Source organism: Nocardia asiatica NBRC 100129 (assembly GCF_000308415.1).
Taxonomy (GTDB): domain Bacteria; phylum Actinomycetota; class Actinomycetes; order Mycobacteriales; family Mycobacteriaceae; genus Nocardia; species Nocardia asiatica.
This window is the reverse complement of sequence record NZ_BAFS01000450.1, coordinates 1-24,396: the sequence shown is the minus strand read 5'-3', so window position 1 is coordinate 24,396 and position 24,396 is coordinate 1. Positions and strand designations below refer to the sequence as shown.

Below are 24,396 nucleotides of genomic sequence, written 5' to 3'. Positions count from 1 at the left end.
GGTCGGCGCCTGGAACGGCAGCCGGTCGGTGTGCCGCCGCAGGATGGCGTCGGCACGATCGCGGTCACCGTCGGTAATGATTCGAGCTGGTTCGAAAGTGATGTTGACCAGGTGCTCGCGACGGTTGGGGTCGGGGAAGCGGGCGAGGTGGACGCGCCAGCCCGCGGCGGCCATCGCGGCGCGCAGGTGGTCCAGGGCGATACCGCAGCTGATCAGCAGTTGCCTGCCGGAGGTGTCCGTGGCCGGGAGCATGCGTTCGGGCACGGCGAACAGCCGCAGGGTGTGGCCGTCGAATGTCCAGTGCCAGGGCTGGCTGTTGTGCAGTGACGGAGCCCGGCCGGCGAGCAGGACGGCCTTCTCGATGGTTTCTCCGGTCGGTAGCTGGTTCATACCGTCACGGTAGGGATCGCGGGCAGATGTCCGGAGGAGTCGTAGGTCCCGAATCACACCGCAGGTGGTCCTTCTCCTCGGCCGGACGGTCGCAGAGGGACCGCGACCCCTGGACGGCAGGTGTCGGTCCGTTCAGGCTGTATGTGTGGAAAAAGGTGGAACGACGCTACCGCTGATCGACGCGCGCCGGCACGACGCGGTGATCTTCGATATGGACGGTGTAGTGACCGATAGCGCGTCGATGCACGCCGCGGCCTGGACCGAACTGTTCGATGCCTTCTTGAACCACCGTCCGGCCGGCGCCGGACAAGACCGCTCACCGTTCACGCAGGGCGATTATCTGCGTTTCGTCGACGGCAAACCCCGCTATCAGGGTGTCGCGGACTTTCTCGCCGCACGCGGGATCGACTTGCCGTGGGGAAATTCTTCCGACCCGGACACAGCCGAAACGGTCTGTGGGTTGGGCAACCGAAAAGATGTTCTGTTCCTCGAGATGGTCGCGCGCGCGGGTGTGCGTGTGTTCGATTCGACCGTCACACTGGTGCGGCGGCTCGGCGCGGCGGGCATCCGCACCGGAGTGTTCTCCGCCAGCCGTCACTGCGCGGACGTGCTCGCGGCTGCGGGCGTCGCCGACCTGTTCACCGTGCGGGTGGACGGCCTCGATGCCGAGCAGCTGGGCCTGCGGGGGAAGCCGGATCCATCGATGCTGCTCGAGGCGACTCGGCGGCTGGGTGCCGAACCGGATCGGACGGTGGTGGTCGAGGATGCCGAGGCAGGGGTGGCGGCCGGGCGCAGCGGCGGTTTCGCCCTGGTCATCGGCGTCGACCGGCACGCGAGCGCCGGCCGCTTACTCGCGCACGGCGCCGACTTCGTGGTCTCCGACCTGGTGGAGGTGGAACTGCGCGGCGGCTTCCGGCGGATGTCGGAGCTTCCCGATGCCCTGGACCGCTGGTCGCGCATCGTCGATCTGCTCGGGGCCGAAAAGCCCGCCGTCCTGCTGGATTTCGACGGCACAGTGGCCGATATCGTCGCCGATCCCGCCACCGCCGAACCGATCGACGGCGTAGCGGAAGTGCTGACGGAACTCGCAGGCCGGTGCCCGGTCGCGGTCATCAGTGGCCGCGACCTGGCCGATCTTCGGGAACGCGTCGGGGTCGACGGCATCTGGTACGCGGGCAGTCACGGCTTCGAACTGATGGACCCGAACGGCCATCGGCATGTCCACGACGCCGCGCCGGGCGCGGAGCGAGCCCTCGCCGAGGCGGCCGGTGAACTACGCCGGGCAGTGCACGACATCACGGGGGCTCTGGTCGAGCAGAAGCGCTTCGCGGTCTCGGTCCATCACCGCAATGTCGCGGCCGAGAACGTCGTGCGGGTGGTCGCCGCCGTGCACGAGATCGGGCACGCGGCCGGCTTACGGGTCACGCACGGACGGCGAGTCACCGAATTGCGACCCGATGTGGACTGGGACAAGGGCACCACACTGCGGTGGATCCTCCAGCACCTCACCGCCCCGGTGTTGCCGATGTACCTGGGCGACGACCTGACCGACGAAGACGCCTTCGACGCCGTCGAAGCCGATGGCATCGCCGTCGTGGTGCGCTCCGAAGAGACCGGCGACAGGCATACCGCTGCCCGGTTCTCGGTCGCCGGACCATGGCAGGTCCGTGCCTTCCTACGCCGACTGGCGCAGTTGTGGCGCGGCGAGACGGCTGCGTGCCCACCGGAGGCCTGGACGCTCACCTTCCACGGTTACGACCCGGCCCGAGAGAAGCTTCGAGAGGCGCTGTGCACGCTCGGCAACGGCTACTTCGCCACCCGCGGCGCGGCGCCGGAAGCCTCGGCCGGAGCGTTCCACTATCCGGGCACCTATGTCGCCGGAATCTACAACCGGCTCTCCGACGAGATCGCCGGGCACGTCATCGACAACGAGAGCCTGGTGAATCTGCCGAACTGGCTTCCGGTGACCTTCCGGACCGGCGGCGGCGACTGGTTCGACCTCGATTCGGCGACGTTGCTGGATTACCGGCAGGAGCTGGATCTTCGCCGCGCCGAACTCATCCGGAGATTCCGCTTCCGCGATCCTGGGGGACGGATCACCGCGGTGTCCCAACGCCGCTTCGTTGCCATGCACAGCCCGCACCTGGGCGCACTGGAGACAACGATCACCGCGGAGAATTGGGCGGGCACTGTGCGAATCCGCTCGATGATCGACGGAAGGGTGCGCAACAGCCTCGTGGAGCGCTATAGCGACCTCTCGGCCACGCACCTCACCGCCCCGCACGCGCTCACTCTGTCCGACGATTCGGTCCTGCTGGCGGTGCGGACCAACGGATCCGGCATACCCGTGGCGATGGCGATGCGCGACACGCTGCGGCGTGGCCGGGAACCGGCGGGCTCGCCGCGGCAAGTGATCGATCGGGACGGACAGATCGGCCACGAGTACGCCGTCGAGATCACCGCCGGAGAAGCGGTGATCCTGGAGAAGATCGTCGCCGTCTTCACCGGACGGGACAACGCTGCGGCGGGTCCGGAGGAGGAGGCCGCTCGCACGATCGGCGCCGTCGGCGGCTATCCGCAGCTGTTGCAGGGTCATGCCGTGGCGTGGGAGCGACTGTGGGCACGGCTGCGCATCGACCTCGACGGCCGGGAAGAGCCCACCCGGGTCGTTCGCCTGCACCTCTTGCACCTGGTGCAGACGCTGTCACCGAACACCGCGGATCTCGATGTGGGCGTGCCTGCGCGCGGTTTGCACGGTGAGGCCTATCGCGGCCATGTGTTCTGGGACGAGCTGTTCGTCTTTCCCGTGCTGAATCCGCGCTTCCCCGGCCTCACCCGATCTTTGCTGCGCTACCGCTATCGCCGGCTGCCAGAGGCTCGCCGGGCCGCCGCGGAGGCGGGATCGGCCGGGGCGATGTTTCCGTGGCAGTCCGGCAGCGACGGCCGCGAAGAAAGCCAGCGGATGCATCTGAATCCACTGTCGGGACGGTGGAATCCGGATCCCAGCCGCCGCGCGCACCACATCGGGATCGCTATCGCCTACAACGTCTGGCAGTACTACCAGGCCACCGGCGACCTCGAGTTCCTCATCGAATCCGGCGCGGAAATGCTGGTGGAGATCGCGCGCTTCTGGGCAAGCCTGGCGACCTACGACACCGAGCGCGAGCGCTACTCGATTCGTGGCGTGATCGGACCCGACGAATTCCATTCCGGCTATCCGGGCGCGCCCGAGGCGGGCATCGACAACAACGCCTACACCAATGTCATGGCGGCTTGGGTGATCCTGCGGGCGATCGACGCGCTCGCTCTGCTCGCTCCGCGAGAGAGGTCGGAATTGCTGGAGACGCTGTCGGTGCGATCGTCGGAAAAGCAGCACTGGCAGGACGTAGCCCGGCGGATGTACGTCCCGTTCCACGACGGAGTGATCAGCCAGTTCGAGGGATACGAGCGACTGGCCGAATTGGACTGGGACGAATACCGTCGCCGTTACGGCAATATCCAGCGGTTGGACCGGATACTCGAGGCCGAGGGCGACGACGTCAACCGCTATCGGGCTGCGAAACAAGCCGACGTGCTGATGCTGTTCTATCTGCTGTCGGCCGACGAACTGCGGGAACTGCTGGATCACCTCGGCTACGAGCTCCCCGGTGAGATGATTCCGCGCACCATCGACTACTACGTGGCGCGGACATCGCACGGTTCCACGCTCAGTGCGCTGGTGCACTCGTGGGTGCTGGCACGGGCGAATCGTGATCGCGCCGTCGAGTTCTTCGATCTGGTGCTCGGCTCCGACGTGGCCGACATCCAGGGCGGCACCACTGCGGAGGGTATCCACCTCGCCGCGATGGCAGGCAGCGTCGACCTCCTGCAACGCTGCTTCACCGGGATGGAACTGCGCCACGACCGCTTGGTCTTCTGCCCGTACTGGCCCGCCTCGCTCGGCGCCTTGTCCTTCCCGGTGATCTATCGCGGCCACCGGCTGACCGTGCGCGTCAGCGGACAGGGCGTCGAGATCAGCTCGGATTACGGCGCGGCGCCACCGATCGAGGTCACCTGCCGGGACCAGACCGCCCGTCTGACGCCCGGCAGCACGGTCCGGCTGGTGAACTCGATTCCCGACGCCGCGGGATGACCCGGTTCGCGTGGAGCGAGGCGGTCAGCTCTCCGGCCTGGCGATGATCACGGGCACTGTGGCCCCGTGCAGCACCGCTTGACTCACCGAACCGAGGGTCATTCCGGCGAAACCGCCGTGTCCATGGCTGCCCACCACTATCAGCTGCGCGTTCGCGCCCACCTCGAGCAGTCGTCGGGCGGGGCGGTCTTCGGCCACTACCCGCCGCACCGGCACATCTGGATATCGCTCGCCGTGCCCGGCCAGGCTCTCGGCGAGCAGTTCCTCCCCTTCCTGCTGCATCACGGCGCGTGAGTCGTAGCGGAAGAACTCCGACCAGGCGTGGACCGCGACCAGCTCGGCACCGCGGTGCGCAGCTTCGTCGAAGGCGATCTCGACCGCGCGCACACTGCACGGCGAGCCGTCCACGCCGACCACCACCGGGCCGTCCGCATGCTCGACAGCGACCGGAACCACGGCGACCGGGCATGCGGCATGCCGGGCCAGCGCGGTGCTCACCGAACCCAGGATGCTGCGGCTGAAGGCGCCCAGGCCATGGGTGCCGACCACGAGCAGCCGCGCGGCTTTGGAGCGGTCGCGCAAGACCGGAATCGGCGGCGCTTCGGCCAGTTCGGTGGTGATGTCGAGTTCGCCGATCGCGGCGGCCGCTGTCGTGGCGGCTTCTCGCGCGGCCTCCAGTGCCGCGCTTGCCTGCCTGCGATAACTGTCGTAGTCGATCTGCTCCAGTGCGACGCCTGGTCCGAAATCGGCCGGCGCGGGAATCGAGTCGACGATGTGCAGCGGTGCGTGGCGGCGGGCCGCGGCGGTGGCCGCGAAGCGCACGGCGGCGAGCGCGGACTCCGACCCGTCGACGCCGACGAGGACGGGGAGATTTATCTGGACAGACATGAATTTTCGCTTTCTCTAGAATTGGTGGGCGACCATGACCGGGCAGTTGGCCTGTTGGACAAGGGCATTGCTGACCGAGCCCAGCAGTAGGCCGCGGAATCCGCCGCGCCCCCGGCTGCCGACAACGAGCAATTGCGCGGACTTCGACCAGGCGGTGAGCAGGTTGCGTGGCCGGGCGACGGAGACCTCGCGAGTGACTTCGACCGCGGGATATTTCTCCTGCCAACCCGCGAGTTGCTCGGCGAGGAGATCTCGTGCGGCGGTCTCCAGTTCGCGGGCCGGAAAGAGTTCGCCGGCACCGGCATGGAAGGGCAAGCCGGCGGTGGCATGTACCGCGACGAGCGAAGTCCCGCGGAGGTCGGCCTCGGCGAATGCCGCACCGATCGCGGCTTCGGCGGCGGAGCTGCCGTCCACGCCGACGACGACGGGTCCGTCGGTGCGGGTGCGCTGTTCACTGCCGGTGTCGCGCACGACCACGATCTCGCCGTGGCCGTGTGCGGTCACCGCGAGCAGTGTCGAACCGATGTGCGCGAGCTCGCCGCCTTCCCCGGCGCCGAGTGCCACCAGATGCGCGGATGCGGAGCGCTCGATGAGCAGCGTCGCCGGGTGAACGGGCGACAGCTCGGTGTCCACCCGCAGCTCGGGATCGACGCGGCGGGCAGAACGGGCGGCGCGGGCCAGCCGGTCGGCGCCCTCCTCTCGCAGTCGCTGGGCTACCGCGGGGACCACCAGGTCGTACATGCCGAAGATAGCCTGGCTGGCCGCCAGGTCCAGCCCGTGGACGATCAGCAGTCTCCGTCCGCGCTGGGCGGCTGTCTCGGCAGCCCAGCACACGGCCAGATCGGAGGCTTCCGAACCGTCGATGCCGACGACAACCGCGGCCGATGCCAAGTGATGCGGATTGTCAGGGGAAGAGGCGGACATGGTTGTGGACCTTTCGGACAGCGATGTTTTGTACTCGAAGAGTAGGAATCGGCGCGGCCGCACACGCCTGGCGTTGGTCCCGAATACCGGAGTCCTTCGGCCACGCATGGGGCGCCGGTCCGACGTCGACGGCTCAGCCGGATTCGGTGAGACCTTGCTTTCAGCGGTTCGGGCTCCGGGGCTTTCGACCTGGTGCGGCGCAATACGAGTGTTCGACGGACAGGGACCGGTACTTCACTCTCCGAGAATCCGCTTCGGGGTGGCGGCGTCGCTATTACGCGACTGCCGATCTCCGGCCGGTGGTGACGCGGGCGCTGCCGTGCGGGACTCGTCTTCGCCCGCGCGTCACGTGTGGTGCTTCATCCGGTCGAGTTCGGTGTGCGCGATCCGCCTTGCCCACACGCGCGCGCAGTCCAGCTCGCCGGGAGCGAGCGGTCCGGTCGTGCCTTCGACGAGAAAATCCACCGGCTGATCGGCGAGCGAATAGCCCAAGCGTCGCAGCCGTTTCCCGATCCCGTGTGCGGCCGAGCCGGACAACCAGGGAGGTTTGGCGACCTTGGTGCCGAACGCCAACGCGCGGTGGCGCGGCGATACCGGCGGTGCGGCCGCGAGCCATTCTCGTACGCCGATATCGGTCGCGATCGGAGCGTCGGTGAGCTTCGCGGCGTCACGGCGGGTCTGTGGGCGGCTGAGCCCGAAGGCGTGGGTGGGGCCACCGACCACGAGCAGGTTCAGCGTCGGCCCGCACACTTCCGCGGCTGCCAGCACGTTCACGACTTCTACCTCGGCATACTCACGCAGTCCCTGTGCGATGGCCTCGGCGACCGCCGCCGTGTTGCCGAACATCGACTCGTAGATTATTCGCGCGCGCATGACGATGTTCTCCTCTGCGCTTGCCCGGGTGAGACCTCCGACATTATTGCGGCAGACAGCAGCCGAAACAGAGTCGAACCGACCATTGCGATGGGGACCTTCGCCCTGTGGTGGTGGTGCCTCCCGGGTGGAGCGCGTTTCGGCCGACGCCTTCCACGGTCGGTAGGCGATGCTGGAACGGTGCTGGCACGTTTGCTCCCGGGACTGGGGCAGTTCAAGGGTTACCACCGGACGTGGCTGCGGGCGGATGTGGTCGCGGGTGTGACCGTGGCCGCCTACCTGGTCCCGCAGGTCATGGCGTATGCGACGATCGCGGGGCTGTCGCCGGTAGCCGGGCTGTGGTCGGCGATCGGACCATTGGCGGTCTACACCCTGCTGGCGACCTCACGACAGCTGTCGGTCGGGCCGGAATCGACCACCGCGCTGCTGACCGCCGTCGCGCTGGCCCCGCTCGCGATGGGCGACCCCGATCGGTACGCCTCGCTGGCGGCTGTGCTCGCGCTGCTGGTCGGTGGACTGTGCCTGGCTGGAGCGGCCGTCCGGCTGGGGGTGCTGGCGGACCTGTTGTCGAAACCGGTCCTGGTCGGGTACCTGGCCGGGACCGCCGGCATCATGATCGTCGGTCAGCTCGGGGCGGTGACCGGAGTGCCGGTCGAAGGCGAAACCCCGCGCGCGGAGTTGAATTCGTTCTTCGACAACCTGGATCACTGGCATTGGGCGACTTTCTGGCTCGCGGCGACCGTGTTGACCGGACTTCTGCTGCTGGCATGGCGCGCTCCTCGCTCACCCGGCCCGTTGATCGCGGTGTTGCTGGCAACCGCGGTGGTCACGGTGTTGTCGCTGGATCGTTTCGGTATCCGGCTGGTCGGCGCGGTCCCCACCGGAATCCCCGCTCCCGGTCTGAACTCGGTCACGCTGACCGACGTGACCGCTCTGATCCTCCCGGCGATCGGCATCGCGGTGGTCGGATTCTCCGACTGTGTCCTGACCGCGCGGGCTTTCGCGGCTCGCCACGGCGACGAAGTGAAGGCGAACACCGAACTCGCCGCTCTCGGCGCGACCAACCTCACGGCCGGGCTGCTGCACGGATTCCCGGTGAGCTGTTCGGGCAGCAGGACGACGATCGCCGACGCCATGGGTGCTCGCACCCAGCTGTACTCACTCGTCACACTGGGCGGTGTGCTGGCAGTGCTGCTCGTGGCACGTGGCATCCTCGAAGCTTTCCCGACCGCGGCGCTGGGGGCGTTGGTCATCTACGCGGCGCTGCGGCTGATCAATCTGGCGGAGTTCCGCCGTATCGCACGGTTCCGGCGCAGCGAGTTGTTGCTGGCGCTTGCCACACTTGTCGCGGTGCTGGGCCTCGGGGTGCTCTACGGTGTGCTCGTCGCGATCGCGCTGTCGGTCTTCGATCTGCTGCGCAGGATCGCCCGCGCCCACGATGCGATCCTGGGTTTTGTCGACGGTGTGGCGGGAATGCACGACGTCGATGACTATCCCGCCGCGAAACCCGTCGCAGGACTGGTCGTCTACCGATACGACGCGCCATTGTGTTTCGCCAACGCGGAGGATTTCCGCCGCAGAGCGCTGGCTGCCGTGGGCTCGAGCGCCGAACGGGGGAAGGCGCCGGTGCACTGGTTCGTGCTCAACGCCGAGGCCAATGTGGAGGTGGACTTGACCGCATTGGACGCGGTGGAACAACTCAGGGCCGAACTGTCGGAGCAGGGGATCGTCTTCGCGATGGCCCGGGTCAAACACGACCTGCGCGACGCCCTGGACGCCTCCGGGCTGACATCGAGAATCGGCCAGCGGTATTTGTTCCCGACACTGCCGACCGCGGTGGCGGCCTACCGTGCGGACCGCAGTGCGGAGTCCGATGTCCCGCACGATGAATGACCTTCTTCTCTGCCGATGAACCGCCAGGCGCGCGATCCTCGAAGTCGAGGGTGGCACCCGTCGGAAGAGGTGAGAAGGCGATGGCAGAGAGCGTGACCGTTCCGCTGAACGGATGGTGGACCAGGCTCGCCCGCTTGTGGTCGCTGCGACCCCATAACCCGAACCGGCTCATGCGCCCATCCGACCGCATCGAATCGGCAGTGCGCGTCATCGCCACGATCGCGGTGCTGGTCGCAGTTCCCATCGCAGGTGCCCTCGCCACCGAAGCGTATGCCGACGCCTCCGCCGAAATCCGCAGTGAGAAGGCGACGAAGACCCTGATCCACCCTGTCATCGTCGATGAGCCCGTCAAAGTCGCGGCACATCGCTACGAAGCCCGCGTGCGATGGGACGAGACCGGCCGTGTCGGCAACGCCATCGTGCCGGTGCGAGAGCGGGCGCGGACCGGTGATCGCATAGAGCTGTGGCTCGACGCCGACGGCGCGCCTACCACGCGGCCACGCCACCCGGACACCGCGGTCGTGGCCGGAATCGGCGTAGGCGTATCCGTCCTGGTGGGTGTGTGGCTGTGCGGGTGGTGTCTGGTGCGCGCGGCCACCCTCCTGCTGGACCGGCAGCGTGGCGCGTTGTGGGACCGCCAGTGGCGACAGTTATGTCGTGCGACCAAAGAGGACACGCAATGATGCACTGGGACGGGAACGGGCCACAGTGGTGGATGTTCGTTCTCTTGTTGACCGCACCACTGTGGACAGCGGTGGCGACTGCATCCCGTTCCCGTGACCCCGGCGGCGGACATCCGCTCACACACCCGGCAGTACACCCCCAGATAGGGAATCCGGCATGAGCACCGACAATTTCTCTCACTCGAAACGATCGAACCTGCCGATCCTGGCGGCGGTGGACGGATCGGCCAGTTCGTATCAAGCGGTGGCCTGGGCGGCCGCCGAAGCGGCTTTGCACCGCCGGGGGCTGCACATCATCACCTCCATGGCCATACCCACCGGCTTCGGGCCGGGCATCTCGCTGGGGGAGGCAGACCTGGAGTGGATGCGCAGGGACGGCGAGCGCATCCTCTCCGAGGCCACGCGTGTGGCGCGGACGGCAGCGCCCGGTGACGAACTCGCGATCTCCACCGAAGTGAGCTTCGAACTGGTCATACCACTGCTCATCGAGCGATCCGCACAGGCGTGGATGCTGGTGGTCGGCAGCCGCGGGCTCGGCGCGTTCCAGCGCGGCCTGCTGGGTTCGGTGAGTACCGCGACCACGCATCACGCGCACTGCCCCGTCGCGGTGATCCACGGTATCTCCGCGATCGACGCGGTATCGGCCCGCCAACCGGTGCTCGTCGGCGTCGACGGCACCGACAACAGCATGCCCGCTGTCGAGCTCGCGTTCGAGGAGGCAGCGCGACGCAAGGTCGATCTGGTCGCGTTGCACGCCTGGAGCGACACCAGCGGCTTGGACATACCGGTTCGTGGATGGGACGCTGCCCGTGAGTCGGCGGAGACGGTCTCGAGCGAGTGCCTGGCGGGCTGGGGGGAGCGCTATCCGGATGTCGCCGTGCGGCGCATCGTCACGGCCGACCGACCGGCGCGGTCCCTCCTCGACGAGTCGGCGAATACCCAACTGGTGGTGGTGGGCACGCACGGTCGAGGCGGATTCGCGAGCACCGTGCTCGGATCGACCAGCAACGCGCTGCTGCACGCGGTAGAGGTACCGATGATCGTCGTTCGTTCGCGGTGACGCGCGCCGGGCGGGCTCGCGATCAGGCGGGGGTCGGTCGTGCCTGCTTCACGTCCCGAGCCGATGCCTCGGCTCACCCCGCCGCAGTTCGCTCAGGACGGCCGTGACCGCGCGCGGAACGGCGGCGGCGACCGGCTCGGACAAACCGACACCCAGCTCGAGCGAGGCGACGTCCACGGCGATGACGACGATTGCGCCGGGAAGCCGGCCGAGCGCGCGGCCCAATGGCAGCGCGTCCTGGATCCCCAAGGTGTGGGTAGAAGCGGTGGTGCCGGCGTGCCGGAGCAGGTCGATGTCGGTGCGCCGGACCCGGCCGGGAATCGATGGCTCGCAGCGGACAGCGTCGATCACGACGGCGAGGTCGACGCCGTCCCAGGCATCCAGAAGGCTCGTGGGTTCGCCGTCCGACACCGTTACGAGAACTCCCGGGATGCGAAGCTCCTCGATCTGGAGGGCGACGGCCGAACCGACGCCGTCGTCACTTCGGTAGTCGTTGCCTACGCCGATGACCACGGCCCAGGGCTCGGTCATCGGCGCAGCACGTCGACGTCCAGAAAATGCGCCGAGCAGGAGATGCATGGATCGTAATTGCGAATCGCGCGTTCGCACAGCGTGGCCAGCGCGGCGTCATCGAGGTCGAGATTGTCCGCGACGACCCGCCGCAGGTCGTCTTCCATCACGGACTGGTTCTGGGATGTCGGCGGGATGATCGTGGCCGAGCGCACGATGCCGTCCGCGTCGACCTCGTACCGGTGGTAGAGCAGTCCGCGGGGCGCTTCGCTCACGCCGTGGCCGGTCCCCGCGCGAGGCGTGACCGCGACCGCGGCACGGGAGGGCCGGTCGTAGTCCGCGATGAGACGCAGCGCCTCTTCGATGGCGTGGACGACTTCGACCGCGCGCACCAGAATGCTGCGGTACGGGTTGCGGCATTCGACGCCGAGCCCGATTTCGGCCGCGACCTGTCGTGCGACCGGTGACAGCTGGTGTTGATTCAGTGTGTACCGTGCCAGCGGCCCGGTGAGGTATCGCTCGCCATCGAGCATCGCGTGCAAGGCGGTGGAGTGCGGAACCTGGCTCTCCCGAACGTGACGGGAGAAATCGGCCGTCGAAAACCGAAGCCCGGTGCTGGTATGTACCGCACCGTTGTCGATGGCGTACCGGTCCGGTTCGGTCGCGGCAAGCAGTTGATGCTCGAGCTCGAACTCGGGAAAGTCGAATTGTGCCGCCGTGCGTGCGGTGCTCACCGCGCAGTCTCGCGCACGACGCAGCAGTTCGGTCACGGCGGCGAAATCGGCGCGGTCGGGGACCGAGTAGAAGCCACCGACCCGGACGTTGATCGGATGGATGGCTCGGCCGCCGATCATTTCGAGCAGCGCATTGCCGGCCTTCTTCATCGCCAATCCCTGTTCGACCAATTCGCGGTGGTCGGCGGCAAGCGTGATCGCGTCCGGGTAACCGAGGAAGTCGGGAATATGCAATAAATGAATATGCAATGAGTGACTGGAGATCCATTCGCCGCAATACAACAGCCTGCGCAAGTCGGAGAGTGGCCGGTCCAACGTCACGCCGCAGAGCTGCTCCAGGGCGTTGCAGGCGCTGGTCTGGTACGCCACCGGGCAGATTCCGCAGACTCGGGAGGTGATATCGGGAGGTTCGGTGTAGGCGCGCCCGCGAAGGAATGCTTCGAAGAACCGTGGCGGCTCATAGATGTCCAGTTCCGCGCTTTCGACGCGCCCCTCCGCGACGACCACGCGCAGCGCGCCCGAACCTTCGACGCGAGCCAGTGCGCCGACCTTCAGCTGCCTACGGTGACTCATCATCGCTCCGGTTCGCGAACTCTGGGGCGGCTGCCGCGTATGTGGTGAAAACCCGGTCGATGTCGTCGTTGTCCATGCCGTTGACGCGCAGGATGGGTAGCAGCGCGTGGATATTGGGATCGGCCATGGGGCCGAAACAGCCGAAGCAGCCACGGTGGTATGCCGGGCACAGTGCGCCACATCCCGCCTGGGTGACCGGTCCGAGGCAAGGAATTCCCTCGGCGACGGTCACACAGGTCGTTCCGCGGCGTTTGCACTCGGTGCAGACGCTGGTGTTCGGGATGTCGGGCGCCCGGCCGGCGAGGAACGCGCACAGGGTGTCGAGCAGCTGGCGCCGGTCGATCGGACAGCCACGAAGCTCGAAGTCCACCGGTACGTGCGCCGACACAGGCGTGGAGGTGCCCAGCGTGGCGATGTATTCCGGGCTGGCGTAGACCACCGACGTGAATTCGCCGATGTCGGCGAAATTGCGCAGCGCCTGGATGCCGCCGTGGGTCGCGCACGCTCCGATCGCCACCAGGATCCTGGACTGCCGGCGGATCTCGATGATCCGGCGTTCCTCTTCCGGCGTGGTGATGGAACCCTCGACCAGCGAAACGTCGTACGGCCCTTCCGCCATGGCACTGGAAGCTTCCGCGAAGTGGGTGATGCGAACCCGGTTCGCGAGGGTGAGCAGTTCGTCCTCGCAGTCGAGCAAAGTGAGCTGGCATCCATCGCAGGAAGTGAACTTCCAGACCGCGAGCGTCGGTGTCTTCGTCATAGTTCTCGCACCGCCAGGAGAGGTTCGGCTCGCGCGTAGTCGATGATCGGGCCATCTCGGCAGAGCAGCAGCGGCCCGAGCTGGCAATGACCACATCGAGCGACACCGCACTGCATGTTGCGTTCCAGTGACACCTGGATGCGCGTGGCCGGAATTCCTTTGCGCAGCAGCGTCTGCGCACAGAAGCGCATCATCGGCTCCGGACCGCACAGCAACCCTGTGGTGCGTCCGGCGTCCATCTTCAGCTGGGCGAGTGGCTCGGTGACGAAGCCGACTCGCCCCTGCCAATCCGAAGCGGGGTGGTCGACGGTCTGATGTAGCTCGATCGAACCGCTCGTCCTCCATCTCTCTTGGTCACCGCGGAAGAGAATGTCCGCCGGGGTACGGGCTCCACTGATCAGCACGATCCGCCGATAGTCGGCGCGGGCCGCGACGGCGGCGAGCACAGCAGATCGCAGTGGCGCCAACCCGACGCCGCCGCCCACGATGACGAGATCTCCGCCGGCCGCGGACGCCAGATCCCATCCGGTGCCGAACGGTCCACGCACACCGATCAGACCACCGATGCCGGTGGCGTGCAACGCACCGCTGACTGCGCCGACTGCCCGGATCGTGTGTTCGAGGGTGCCGTCACCGGCGACGGGATTTCCGCTGATCGAGATCGCGACCTCACCCACGCCGAAGCTGTAGAGCATCATGAACTGCCCGGCCCGAAACCGTTGGACCGCATCGCGTACCGGTTCCAGGCGCAGTGTGACTGTGTCGTGGGTTTGGGCGGTGCGACCGACGACTCGGTAAGGAAGCATCGTGTCCCCGTCTACCGCCGCCATGGCCCGCGCGTCCACGCTCATAGGCCACCTCGCCGCTCCGTGATGCGGGGTGGACCGGTCGTACATGTCTCGGCGGGGTTCCGGTAGAGGTCGAGCAGCCTGGCCCTGGTGGCCTGCAGCCGTTCCAGTAGCGCCTCGAACAGCATCAAGGTCAGCGCACGGCCGAATCGTGGGTCCCGGTCGACGAGTTCGGTCAGTATCGCCGCATCGAACTCGACGGCCTGCACCGGTTCGGCGGTGACCGCCCCGAAATGCCACCGGTACGGCGGCACCAGCCACGACCAGCCGAGCAGATCGCCGGCACCGAGCGTTTGCAGGACGATGTCGCCGCGCCCCGGCACCTGCGCTTCCAGCAGGATCCGGCCGTGCCGGATAAGCCAGCACCGGTCGGCCGGGCGGCCCTCCCTGATCACCCGGTGACCGGCCGGGAAGGTCACCTCGCGCCCGGCGCGGGCCAGCGTGGCCACTTCGTTTGCGCTCAGTGCCGCCAAGCGGCCGAACTCGGACAGGTTGTCACTGGTGGGGGACATCGCCGCCTTCTCGAGCGCGCTCGTCCAGCCGGGCCACCTCGGCGGTCAGATCGATCCCGGCCGGGCACCACGCGATGCACCGTCCGCACCCGACGCATCCCGAGCTGTCGAACTGGTCGTACCAGGTGCTGAGCTTGTGGGTGATCCACTGGCGGTAGCGGCTTTCGCCGGATCGGCGCACGCTGCCGCCGTGCAGGTAGGAGAAGTCCAGTTCGAAACACGACGACCAGTGCTCCCAGCGCTCGGCGTGGTCGCCGGTGAGGTCGGTGACGTCCTCGGTGGTGGTGCAGAAACAGGTGGGGCACACCATCGTGCAGTTGCCGCAGGTGAGGCAGCGGGCGGCAACGTCTTGCCAGTGCGGGGATTCTCGAGAGTCCCGGAGCAGTGTGCGGATGTCGACTTCGGGCATTTCACGACCCATCCGGCTCGCCGCCGCCGTCACCGCCGCGCGGGCGTCGGTCACCTCCGCCGCGTCGGGCCTGCGCACGGTGAGCCGGGCGAGGACTTCCGCGCCGTCTTCACTGCCCACGTCGACCAGGAACCGGTGCCCTTCGGAGTCGATGCGCTCGGTGAGAGCGAGATCGTATCCGGGAGAGACGCCCGGCCCGGTACCCATCGACGCGCAGAAACACACCCCGCCTGGCTCTGTGCAGTTGACCGCGACGACGAACAGATCTTTCCGACGGGCGACGAATGCGGAATCGGGATGCGTCCCGCCACCGAGCACTTTCCCGAGAATCGCGATCGAGGTGAGGTCGCAGCCGCGTACGCCGAGGAACGCGGAGCGGACCGGAGTCTCCTCGACGGATTGCGCCTCGAGATCCGGTCCGAATTGCGCTAGCATCCGTCGTGGCGGATGCAGGAACTGCTTCCAGGATCCGGGGCCGGCCGAATGCGCGAATACCGCGTCATCGTCTCGACGATGCAGCCGGTACCGTCCAGGCTCCGTCTGCACGCCCCACCCTGCGGGCAGGCGTACACCGGAGTCCAGTTCGTCCAAGACGATCGCACCATCGCGCACCTGCGGACCGATGACGCGGTAGCCCTGCTCGCGCAGCACGTCCACCAGACGATCCAGACCAGCGCGATCGATTACCACGGTGTCGTTGGGCATGCTACGGCCCTCTGTTCGGTCGGATAGTCGTCCGTTTCGAGTCTGCTGGTAGTGCGGAACGCACCGCGAGAGACCAAGGTCCCGAAACACAAGGACCGACGGCATCGGCCCGGAAATCGCCGATCCCCGCCGGCGCTCGAGCGCCGTACCGCTCGAGCGGGGACCGCTGCCGGCTGCCATCCGCCACGGTCGGCACCACGCGGAATATCACTGCCGACGGGTCGCGATGAGGACCGGGATGCGGCTTTCCTGGAGCACCGCCTGGCTGACCGAGCCGAGGGTCGCGCCCGCGACGCCACCGCGGCCCCGGCTGCCGAGAACGATCAACTGGGCGTTGCCGGACTCCTGCAGGAGTCGCTGGGCGGGGGACCCCTCGGCGAGTACGCGGTGGACTTCCACCTCGGGATACTTGCGCGTGAAGCCCGCCAGTGACTCCTCGAGCGAGGCGCTGGCTCGCTCCTGCGCACCGGCAGGCACGTCACGGCGAGACCAGATCGCCACCGCTATGAGCCCGACTTGCCGTATCGAGGCCTCGTCAAAAGCCATCCTGAGAGCGAGGTCGCTTCCGCGCGAGCCGTCCACGCCCACCAGAACCGGGCGCTGCGACAGACGCGGGACCGATTCCTCGCGGCCGGGCACGACTGCCACCGGACATCTGGCATGCCTGATCAGGCCGATCCCGACCGATCCAAGCAACACCCGCTCGAAGGCGCCCAGGCCACGGGCTCCGACCACCACGAGTCTGGCGTCCGCGGATCGGCCGACCAGAGCGGGTACCGGAGATGACGACTCGACGAAGGTCTCGACCACGATCGCGCCGCCGGGCCCGGCGATCTCCTGCACCAGGCTTCGTCCCGCGTCGAGTGCGATATCGCCCACCTTGCGCAATCCGCTCGTGTCGAACAGCAGCCGGCCCAGCACGGGCACAGCATCCGCCGGGACGCCGATCGCGTGGACCAGATGCAGCGGCGCGTGACGTCGGGCGGCCTCTACGGCTGCCCAGCGAACCGCGGCGAACGAGGCCGCGGAACCGTCGACGCCCACGACGATGGGACGAACGGCACGCATAGTCATATGAGGCGGGTGCGGAAATCGACCGGTTCGCGTGGGCCCTGATCGAGACGGAACGGCGGGTACTCGTCCCGCATCAGCGCGGCATAGGCCAGCACCCGATACAACCAGCGGTTGATGCCGAGAACGAAGTCGAACAACGCGCGTGGGTACCGCCCGGTGACCAGCAGGGTGGCTGCGGCGACGAGTACGAGCACGCCGATCAGCGGGATCGCGGTAGGGCTGTTGCCGTCGTCGTCCGCGAGCACCACCGAACCACTCCACATCGCGGTGACGACGAGGTAATGCGGGATTGCCAGCAACCACCACTTCACGAGCACGAGGCCACGTGACAACCGTTCCGGATAGTCGACCTGGATTTCGGCCGGGTAGCCGGTGGGACGCAAAGTGAACGGTGGATACCGGTCGGTGCCGAGCGCGGCATAAGTGTAGAACTGCACCCGCCACGACCACCGCATCACACCGACGTTGAAGTCGAAGATGCTCCGCGGATATCGGCCGGTGAACAGGATCGCCACTCCCGCCGCCACGGTGAGCACGACGAATGCGATCCACAGGAAGACCAAGACGATGTAATGAGGGATCGCCAGCAGCCACTTCAGCAGCCACAGCCAGCGCGACGGCTCGTCCAAGTCACCCCGCAGGTATACCGGATAAGCGGACACGGTCTCGGAGTCCCGTCCGTCCGCGCTCGTGCTTTCGAGATTCATGGCGATGGTCCTTGTCATGTCGGGGGTGGGAGCGTCGAACCGCCCGGCGATCGGCACTGCTTGTCCCACCAGTGGAGGGCTGATGCATCCCGGAGGGAGCACCAACGACCATGACCGACAGTCTCGCGGGAGATGCGCTGCCCGGCGAGAGTCCTTCGGTCCGGGCATCGAGGGACCTGTTGCGCCGCCTTCCGCTGTTCGCCCGATGGCCTTTGGTCTCCCTTCTCGAGGCCGATCAGCCGCATCCGCGGCCGCGGTGGGGCACATACCGTTGAGGTCGGTGTCCAACCCGGGCACTACGCGATCACACGGGCTCGGAGGTCTCCATGTCAGCGCAGCGATTCGATGATTCACAACGTCTCGCCTCGGCGAAAGTCATTGTCGGGGTCGATGGTTCGGATGAGTCGTGGACCGCTGTGCGGTGGGCGGCGCGGTTCGCGGCCGACCGTGGACGCGACCTCGAGATCGTGCACGGCATGGGTCTGGTCGGTACCGGCTGGGTACTCGGTGATTACGAGGTCGTCGTTCCCTCGGTCATCGACGCGGTGCGTGAACAGGGCAAGGACGTGGTCGCGCGCGCCGAACACCTGGCCGGCTCGATCGCGCCCGGGCTGGGTATCTCGACCAGGCTGAGCACCGACTCCGGTAGGGAACTGTTGATCGGGCACAGCGGCGAGGCGTATGCGGTGGTGATCGGTGCGACCGGCAACGCCGGAACGCTCGCTCATCTGGGTTCCACGCTGCTGGCCGTGACCGCTCACGCGCAGGGCACGGTGGTGGTCGTGCGCACCGACTCGGAAGCCGACGCCGCGCCGCGCGTCTCGGGTCCGGTGGTCGTGGGAGTGGACGGCAGCCCGGTCGGTGAGGCCGCGATCGCGGCGGCGTTCGGCGAAGCGGCCGAGCGTGGGGCGGAGCTGGTCGCTGTGCATGCGTGGAGTGACAAGGACTTCGGCCGGTTCGCCGGTCGCGCCAGTCTGGGCGAGCTGGAGGTGGACGATCTCGAGCGGGCGGTTCTCGCCGAGCGTCTCGCGGGCTGGCAAGAGAAGTTCCCGGAGGTTCGGGTCACCCGCAAGGTCGAGCTGTCCGCGCCGGGGCCGCATCTGCTGGATTGGTCGAAGGTCGCGCAGTTACTGGTCGTGGGCAGCCGTGGGCGCGGCGGTTTCGCGGGCATGCTGCTGGGGTCGACATCGAACACTCTGGTGCAGCACGCCTCGTGCCCGGTGATGGTCGTTCACCCGCAGTCGCGCGTCTCGAGCTGACCGCCCTGCCCCGTCGGCCACGAGTTCCGGGTGCGGCCGCACCTGCGCGAGTCGGTAGCCGGTGACTCCGACCCGGTACAACACGCTGTCGGCGCATAGGATTTGCGCCGCAGGATTTTTCGCTGATCGGCAGCGTCGTGACGCGCGGCGACACGGCACGGGAGCACCACCGTGTCGCCAATCGCGCGGACGCAGGCCGGGAGCCCGCCGCGCACCGCTTCCCAATGCCGCGCGAGCCGGTCCAAGCGTGCCTTCAACCGCACGGCGAGCAGATCGATGGCGTCCCGAGTGGTCGCGGCAGTGACTTGGACTCGGACCGGCTGGCCGTTCATGATCACGTTCGCCTGGCGACTATCGGGCGTGCTACCGCTGGGTCGGCATGCCCGGTCAGCCGAACCCGCGCCCCGTCCAGCGGCTCAGATGTGTAATCCAGAGCCGCGCGATCTTCTCGCGAGCGTAGTCCGCCGCAGGAGCCGCGACGTGGTGTCCGATGGATATCCGCACTGCCGCGTTCGCCGCGGTGCCTTTTACCCATGTGACCGACTGTGGCACCGGTCGGGCAGGGTCGAGAGGGTCGAGAAGTCCCGTTCCGTGTCTGCCTATGGGCCACTTCCGGCGTGCGGAGCGCCACGGCCCATTCAACGGCGCAAATCTGCCGGGCCCGGGGCGTCGATCTCATCGGGGGAGTCGGGAAGCTGGCGGATGCGCCCGTGGTCATGGACTCCTGGCCCTCGCCGCCGTCGGTGATCGTGCTGATGTGGACGCATGCGCGTGATATCTGCTGTGTCGTCCTGAGGATCGGCGCGAGTGATGGCCGGTTGGGAGCGTAGTCCCTTCTCGCCTGTGTGCTGTCTTGGCTGTGGCTGGCACCGATAGTCACGGCGAGAGAGTCTGTGCGTTCCGGCGCGGGGTGGCCGACTCATTTCCCGGTGTCGGCCGGACCGGCGGCCGCCGCACTGCTCACAGCGGACCTTGTTCGACGGGTGAGTGGAAGTCACCGCGCTGGCAGATGACGCGCTGCGGGTCTGGCTGCGTTGGTGGTTGGTCGCGTCGAGTCCGGGGCACGCGCTGCTGGTGGTTCTGCCGGGTGAGGCGGCGGTCGGACGCCGGTCGCCGCCTACCGGGCATTCACGTGGTGATCACCGGTCTTCCGGCTGGTCGGGGCATTGTCGGTCTGGCGGTGACAGTGCTGCTGGTCAATGGCTTCGGTGAGTCTGCCGCCACCGTGCGACTCGAGGGTCCGGGACGAAACGGTAAACCAATCGGCCGGACCGAACTCGTGCCGCTGTGGCGGCGGTTATGTACTACGAACCGGTGTGGAGGCGCTGTAGGGGCTGCCGATCCTCTTACTCGACGGACGAAGCTCCGGTACGGCGCTGTCCCGTCCGCCGCGCCGTGGCTGTCCCGGTCGAATGCTCGCGGCGGTCGTGGTGACCACTTGGGCCGGACTTGGCCGCGAGCGGCGAGCGTACTTCGCGTCACAGGATGTGGCGGCGCTGTAGGAAGCGGAAGGCGAAGAAGCCGGCAGCGGCGGGAAGCCAGAATGTGGCTATCCGGTAGGCGAGTACGCCCGCGACTGCGGGTGCGCTCGGTACGCCTCCGACCATGAGTCCGGCGACCAAGGATGCCTCCACGACGCCGAGACCGGAGGGTGTCGGACTCGCGGCGCCCAGAGCTTGTCCGCCGAGGAAGACAGCCGCGACCAAGGCGGCCGACGGGCTCGCGCCGAAAGCGTGCACCGAGAAGCCCAGCGCCGCGATGTAACAGATGTTTGCCCCGACCTGCCCGCTGAGCAGGAGCGCCGCCCGTTCGGGCGTGCGGAGTATGTCCGTCATCGAGCGGACGGTGCTGCGGATCCGACTGAGCCAATCCGGGCGGCGCAGCAGCACGGCGACGGCTACGCCGACTGCGGTCATGACCGCGACGAAACCGACGAGCATGCTCCAGCGGCTCGGCAGTGCCGACGACAGCAGTAGCCGGGTGCTGCCGAGCCACATTCCGACACCCGCCAGCTCGAGAACGTGCAACACCGCGCCCGAAGTGATCGTCAGCGCGATGACCGCGATGGCGGTGGTCCGCGGCAACCCGCAGCTCTCCAAGTAACGTTCGTTGACGGCGGTACCGCCGAGTCCATACGGCGCCAGCCGGTTCGCGAACGAGGTCGCCAGCTGGACGATCATGGTGCGGCCGAAGGCCAGAGGGCGAGGGCTGGCGCCCATGAGCGTCAGCGCGGCCGCGGCGTAGGTCGCCGTCGACATCACCAGTGCGCCGGTGATCCATTGCCACTGAGCGTCATCCAAGGTGGCTACCAGTTGGCCGAGCTGACCGATCTGGGGCAACAGCACGTAGGTCGCGAACACAGTGGCAACGATCCAGCCGAGGGTGCGCCAGCGAAACCGCAACAGCGCCTCCGGCGGGGCGGGCTCGGCATCGATGGCGTCGCCGACCGCGACGCGCAGTTCGTCGAGCAGGCCGCGCCGGCGGCGGGCGGCAGAACGGGTGGCCGAGGCCAGTGCGAGCGGTTGCAGCAGCGGCGCGGCGCCTTTCAGCGCCTCCGCGCCGAGAATCGTCCGGGCGGTCGCCACCGCACGCTGGGTGCCGACCTTCAGGCTCATCGACACCAGCATCTCGGCGACGTCGGCGTCGAGCCGGCGGTTGGAAGCGGCGGATTCGCCGAAGCCGAAGTCGATGATCCATGGGGTCGCGTGCTCATCGAGCAGGATGTTGGCCAGGCGTAGATCGCGGTGTGCGATGCGGACGGATCGCAGTCGCGCGATCTGGGACCAGATTTCGCACAACACCTCGTCGGAGATGGCATCCGGACAGCGCGCGAGATCACGCCCGGGAATACGGCTCTCGGCCAGCCAGGCGTCACCATTGCCGACTACACCCACCGAGACGACCGTCGGGGTGCGGACGCCGGCTCGCTGCGCGAGCAGGGCGATGAACGCCTCGTGCTCGGCTTCCTGTTTCGGGGACGCGAAAGGAGACTCGTCTTCTACCTCGCGATAGATGATATGGCGGAACAGCTTGAACAGCAGGTCCGAGTTGCGTTCGTGATATCCGATCACTTTCACGAACAACTCGGTGCACCGGCCGGAGATCTCCGCGGTGACCAAAAACGGGCGCGACCCGCGTGCGTCCAGCACGACCGGCGCCACCCGGATCGGGTTCCATCCGGCCGCGGCGAGCGCGTCGCGGAGCGCGGGAGCCTCCGCGCGATGCACCGGTGCGCCCCAGATCAGGTGCAGTGCGGCGGCAATCGTCCACCCCAGCGCCGCGCCGCCGACGACATCGAGCACCAGATGCGCCCCCACGAAGACGCGGGAAGCGGCGACCACCCCAGCGGTCGCCCATGCGATCCGCCGCCACGGACGCGGCAACCACGGGGCGGCGGCCGCCGCCATCGCCGCCGCCACCGCGGCATGTCCGGAGACGAAGCCGAGCCCTCCCTGCTGAGTCCGCAGCGTCAACTCGTGCAGCAGCATGTCCGGGCGTGCCCGTCCCACCAGCGTTTTCACCTCGATGGCCAGCAGATATGCCAGCACACCCGCGGCCGCGATGTCGCGAGCCAGCCGGAACCGCCGGGTGACCAACGCGAGACCAGCGACCACGCCGACAGCGCCGATCGCGCCCAGCTGCATCACCACCAGCACGACCGGTGCGACCCAGGACGGCAGGTCATTGATCACCCGGAACAGATCCACCTCGAGCCGCGGGACCTCCGTGCGGGAAGCCAGCAGCGTCGAAACACCAAGAGCCAGAAGGCCCAGCAACAGCCGGACCACATCGCCAGCGTGCCGCGTCAGCACTTGCGGATTTGTCTCTGTCCGGTCACCGCCCGCGCCGGTGACCGGCGTGGAGTCCCGGACTGTCTCGATGGTCATCGCCCTCATCCTTCGTGCTGACCGTCTCCGTGCGGAGAGTTCGTGTGAAGAACGGTGCCAGTCGACGCCGCTCGCGACGAGGGGATGTCGGCTCCGGAACCGAGGGACCAAGTGCCCGAGACGATCTCACCGCGCAGTAGGCCGCCCCTGACCTTGCACGCGCACAATAAGATTGAGGAGTGCCCCGACGGCGATACCGGCAGCGGCGCCACCCACCACGTCGAGCGGGGTGTGGGCACCGAGATATACCCTTGCCGTGGCGGCCAGGATCGCGATAGCTGATGCCGCAGCCAACTGGCCCCGGCTCGCGTACGGGCTCAACAGAGTCACCATCCCGAACAGCACCAGTGCGTGGCCGGAGGGAAACGCCAGGCCCGCGGTCGGTACATCGCGCAGTACGGCGTCCGGCACCACGGCGCCAGGCCTGCCGTGCGCTACGAGCGATTTCAAGATGTCGCGCTCGACCACCAGTTTCGCCGGGATCAGCAGCAGCAGCCCCACCGCCAGCCGAAATCTGCGCGCGGTCAGTGCGATCGCCGAGACGACGGCAGGCGCGCCGATGACACCGGCCAGTTGCAGCAGCCACACTGGCCGGGCCAGGCCATCGGGCAGGGTGTTGATTACGCGGAACAGCGCGTGATCGAGATGATCGACGATGCCCGAGTCGCATGCCCACGCGAGCGACGCGGTCGCCGCCACGCCGGCGATCGCGAGCCCGAAGTCCGCGCGGCGAAGCACCGGGTTCTTCGCGGGGAGCGCCCCACTGGGTTCCGTCTTGCCGAACGTGATCGGCAGACGTCCAGAAGGGCGGTACCAGCCGATACGGAAAGAAGATCTCATGAGCCACTCCGGCTGTCATATCGCTGTCCTCGATGCCGCGCGACCTCATCGCGGGGGGCTCCTGCTCGAACCCCGGTGCGCCCGCGACAGGCTCCGGCCTGACAGACGACTCAGCGGCGAGGGCTAGAAGGACGCGCTACGACGATGTCCTCACTTCGCATCACAGCTTCCCACCACGTCTGCAGCGGACTTGGGTGGGGCCAGATGACCGGGGCGTGTACGTCATCATCACGGCGAGTCGGTGATTTCTCGGTCACTCTGTCCTCCTGAGGTGTACGAACCGAGGTTTGCTGTAATTCATCGGCGGAAAGTTCGAGAACCGTCCGGACACGAGCCGCTCCGCCCATGCCCGGGCCCGGGCCCGCCATCGACGAGTGGTCCGGTGACGTCGGAAACGAGGAAATCCATCGGATCGTCGGCGAGACGATAACCTGACCGGCGCAATCGTTCAGCGGCGACGCCACGAGCGGCTGATCCCGGCAACCAGGGGGCGATGGCGGCAGTGTCGCCGAACACTGATTCGTACACGACTCCGGCCTGCACCTCGACCTCCTCTGCGGGTCTACCCGCGAAGTAGCGGCAACATGGATGCTACGGACAACGGCTTCGGCCGCAGCAGTGCCGAAATGACCCGGGCTGCAGGACTTTTGACTGTGGAGTCGATCCGGGATGCCTCGAGGTGAGGCTGTGCGGCCGGCCGCAGCCGGGTTCAGGCGGAGACGGTGAGGGATTCGT

The 24,396-nt window shown here is 67.7% G+C and carries 17 protein-coding genes and 2 pseudogenes; 5 read left to right on the top strand and 14 right to left on the bottom strand.

Going from position 1 to position 24,396, the window contains the following annotated elements; all coding sequences use genetic code 11:
• A pseudogene (locus ON27_RS34150) lies at nt 1-390 on the bottom strand (NAD(P)H nitroreductase); the annotation flags it as partial.
• 145 nt (nt 391-535) lie between these two features.
• Between ON27_RS34150 and otsB the strand changes: the two are divergent.
• On the top strand, nt 536-4,522 hold the full coding sequence (otsB, locus tag ON27_RS34145; RefSeq protein ID WP_043737047.1) for a trehalose-phosphatase: 3,987 nt from the start codon (nt 536-538) through the stop codon (nt 4,520-4,522).
• A 24-nt stretch (nt 4,523-4,546) separates the two neighbouring features.
• Here the strand turns inward: otsB and ON27_RS34140 are convergent, their stop codons facing one another.
• From ON27_RS34140 to ON27_RS34130, 3 genes are all read right to left on the bottom strand, one after another.
• Entirely contained in the window at nt 4,547-5,410 is an 864-nt protein-coding gene (locus ON27_RS34140) for a universal stress protein (protein WP_043737044.1), read from the bottom strand.
• 15 nt (nt 5,411-5,425) lie between these two features.
• On the bottom strand, nt 5,426-6,334 hold the full coding sequence (locus tag ON27_RS34135) for a universal stress protein (protein ID WP_043737041.1): 909 nt from the start codon (nt 6,332-6,334) through the stop codon (nt 5,426-5,428).
• A 345-nt stretch (nt 6,335-6,679) separates the two neighbouring features.
• The gene (locus tag ON27_RS34130; RefSeq protein ID WP_043737039.1) at nt 6,680-7,207 is read right to left on the bottom strand and encodes a flavodoxin domain-containing protein; all 528 of its coding nucleotides are present in this window, start codon (nt 7,205-7,207) and stop codon (nt 6,680-6,682) included.
• Nucleotides 7,208-7,387: 180 nt separating this feature from the next.
• On the opposite strand from ON27_RS34130, the gene ON27_RS34125 reads away from it, so the two are divergent.
• The 3 genes from ON27_RS34125 (at nt 7,388) to ON27_RS34115 (ending at nt 10,843) form a co-directional block, all read left to right on the top strand.
• A complete protein-coding gene (locus ON27_RS34125; RefSeq protein WP_043737036.1) occupies nt 7,388-9,100 on the top strand; it encodes a SulP family inorganic anion transporter in 1,713 nt (570 codons plus the stop codon).
• A gap of 80 nt (nt 9,101-9,180) precedes the next feature.
• Nucleotides 9,181-9,783 (top strand): Rv1733c family protein, encoded by a 603-nt coding sequence (locus ON27_RS34120; protein ID WP_043737033.1) that lies wholly within the window; start codon nt 9,181-9,183, stop codon nt 9,781-9,783.
• Between the two features lie 157 nt (nt 9,784-9,940).
• Nucleotides 9,941-10,843 (top strand): universal stress protein, encoded by a 903-nt coding sequence (locus ON27_RS34115; RefSeq protein WP_043737030.1) that lies wholly within the window; start codon nt 9,941-9,943, stop codon nt 10,841-10,843.
• A gap of 48 nt (nt 10,844-10,891) precedes the next feature.
• Here ON27_RS34115 and ON27_RS34110 read toward each other — a convergent pair whose 3' ends face one another.
• The 8 genes and pseudogenes from ON27_RS34110 to ON27_RS34075 form a co-directional block, all read right to left on the bottom strand.
• Nucleotides 10,892-11,374: a hydrogenase maturation protease gene (locus tag ON27_RS34110; protein WP_043737027.1), complete on the bottom strand. Its 483-nt coding sequence runs from the start codon at nt 11,372-11,374 to the stop codon at nt 10,892-10,894.
• Complete coding sequence (locus tag ON27_RS34105; protein WP_043737024.1) at nt 11,371-12,663, bottom strand: Ni/Fe hydrogenase subunit alpha; 1,293 nt, start codon at nt 12,661-12,663, stop codon at nt 11,371-11,373. The genes ON27_RS34110 and ON27_RS34105 overlap by 4 nt, the downstream gene beginning before the upstream one ends.
• Nucleotides 12,647-13,420 carry an NADH-quinone oxidoreductase subunit B family protein gene (locus ON27_RS34100; RefSeq protein ID WP_043737021.1) on the bottom strand — a complete coding sequence of 258 codons (774 nt, stop codon included), beginning with the start codon at nt 13,418-13,420 and terminating at the stop codon, nt 12,647-12,649. Before ON27_RS34100 ends, ON27_RS34105 begins: the two co-directional genes overlap by 17 nt.
• A complete protein-coding gene (locus ON27_RS34095) occupies nt 13,417-14,250 on the bottom strand; it encodes an FAD/NAD(P)-binding protein (RefSeq protein ID WP_086007598.1) in 834 nt (277 codons plus the stop codon). The genes ON27_RS34100 and ON27_RS34095 overlap by 4 nt, the downstream gene beginning before the upstream one ends.
• A 17-nt stretch (nt 14,251-14,267) precedes the next feature.
• Nucleotides 14,268-14,780, bottom strand: coding sequence for a Crp/Fnr family transcriptional regulator (locus tag ON27_RS34090; RefSeq protein ID WP_043737016.1), 513 nt, complete (start codon nt 14,778-14,780; stop codon nt 14,268-14,270).
• The gene (locus ON27_RS34085; RefSeq protein ID WP_043737013.1) at nt 14,764-15,894 is read right to left on the bottom strand and encodes a 4Fe-4S dicluster domain-containing protein; all 1,131 of its coding nucleotides are present in this window, start codon (nt 15,892-15,894) and stop codon (nt 14,764-14,766) included. Before ON27_RS34085 ends, ON27_RS34090 begins: the two co-directional genes overlap by 17 nt.
• A 207-nt stretch (nt 15,895-16,101) precedes the next feature.
• On the bottom strand, nt 16,102-16,962 hold the full coding sequence (locus ON27_RS34080; protein WP_051047305.1) for a universal stress protein: 861 nt from the start codon (nt 16,960-16,962) through the stop codon (nt 16,102-16,104).
• Between the two features lie 2 nt (nt 16,963-16,964).
• Nucleotides 16,965-17,621: pseudogene (locus ON27_RS34075) on the bottom strand (DUF4389 domain-containing protein); the annotation flags it as partial.
• A gap of 380 nt (nt 17,622-18,001) precedes the next feature.
• On the opposite strand from ON27_RS34075, the gene ON27_RS34070 reads away from it, so the two are divergent.
• On the top strand, nt 18,002-18,934 hold the full coding sequence (locus ON27_RS34070) for a universal stress protein (RefSeq protein WP_043737007.1): 933 nt from the start codon (nt 18,002-18,004) through the stop codon (nt 18,932-18,934).
• Nucleotides 18,935-20,412: 1,478 nt separating this feature from the next.
• On the opposite strand, the gene ON27_RS34055 is transcribed toward ON27_RS34070, so the two are convergent.
• Together ON27_RS34055 and ON27_RS34050 are read right to left on the bottom strand one after the other, a co-directional pair.
• On the bottom strand, nt 20,413-22,821 hold the full coding sequence (locus ON27_RS34055) for a flippase-like domain-containing protein (RefSeq protein ID WP_043736998.1): 2,409 nt from the start codon (nt 22,819-22,821) through the stop codon (nt 20,413-20,415).
• 126 nt (nt 22,822-22,947) lie between these two features.
• Nucleotides 22,948-23,559 (bottom strand): phosphatase PAP2 family protein, encoded by a 612-nt coding sequence (locus tag ON27_RS34050; RefSeq protein ID WP_043737052.1) that lies wholly within the window; start codon nt 23,557-23,559, stop codon nt 22,948-22,950.
• Between the last annotated feature and the right edge of the window lie 837 nt (nt 23,560-24,396).

Bases quoted from the DNA above. Each gene is read 5' to 3' on its own strand.
- ON27_RS34140 (WP_043737044.1), bottom strand. From the start codon at position 5,410: ATGTCTGTCCAGATAAATCTCCCCGTCCTCGTCGGCGTCGACGGGTCG.
- ON27_RS34135 (WP_043737041.1), bottom strand. From the start codon at position 6,334: ATGTCCGCCTCTTCCCCTGACAATCCGCATCACTTGGCATCGGCCGCG.
- ON27_RS34130 (WP_043737039.1), bottom strand. From the start codon at position 7,207: ATGCGCGCGCGAATAATCTACGAGTCGATGTTCGGCAACACGGCGGCG.
- ON27_RS34120 (WP_043737033.1), top strand. From the start codon at position 9,181: ATGGCAGAGAGCGTGACCGTTCCGCTGAACGGATGGTGGACCAGGCTC.
- ON27_RS34115 (WP_043737030.1), top strand. From the start codon at position 9,941: ATGAGCACCGACAATTTCTCTCACTCGAAACGATCGAACCTGCCGATC.
- ON27_RS34110 (WP_043737027.1), bottom strand. From the start codon at position 11,374: ATGACCGAGCCCTGGGCCGTGGTCATCGGCGTAGGCAACGACTACCGA.
- ON27_RS34105 (WP_043737024.1), bottom strand. From the start codon at position 12,663: ATGATGAGTCACCGTAGGCAGCTGAAGGTCGGCGCACTGGCTCGCGTC.
- ON27_RS34100 (WP_043737021.1), bottom strand. From the start codon at position 13,420: ATGACGAAGACACCGACGCTCGCGGTCTGGAAGTTCACTTCCTGCGAT.
- ON27_RS34095 (WP_086007598.1), bottom strand. From the start codon at position 14,250: ATGGCGGCGGTAGACGGGGACACGATGCTTCCTTACCGAGTCGTCGGT.
- ON27_RS34090 (WP_043737016.1), bottom strand. From the start codon at position 14,780: ATGTCCCCCACCAGTGACAACCTGTCCGAGTTCGGCCGCTTGGCGGCA.
- ON27_RS34085 (WP_043737013.1), bottom strand. From the start codon at position 15,894: ATGCCCAACGACACCGTGGTAATCGATCGCGCTGGTCTGGATCGTCTG.
- ON27_RS34080 (WP_051047305.1), bottom strand. From the start codon at position 16,962: ATGCGTGCCGTTCGTCCCATCGTCGTGGGCGTCGACGGTTCCGCGGCC.
- ON27_RS34070 (WP_043737007.1), top strand. From the start codon at position 18,002: ATGTCAGCGCAGCGATTCGATGATTCACAACGTCTCGCCTCGGCGAAA.
- ON27_RS34055 (WP_043736998.1), bottom strand. From the start codon at position 22,821: ATGACCATCGAGACAGTCCGGGACTCCACGCCGGTCACCGGCGCGGGC.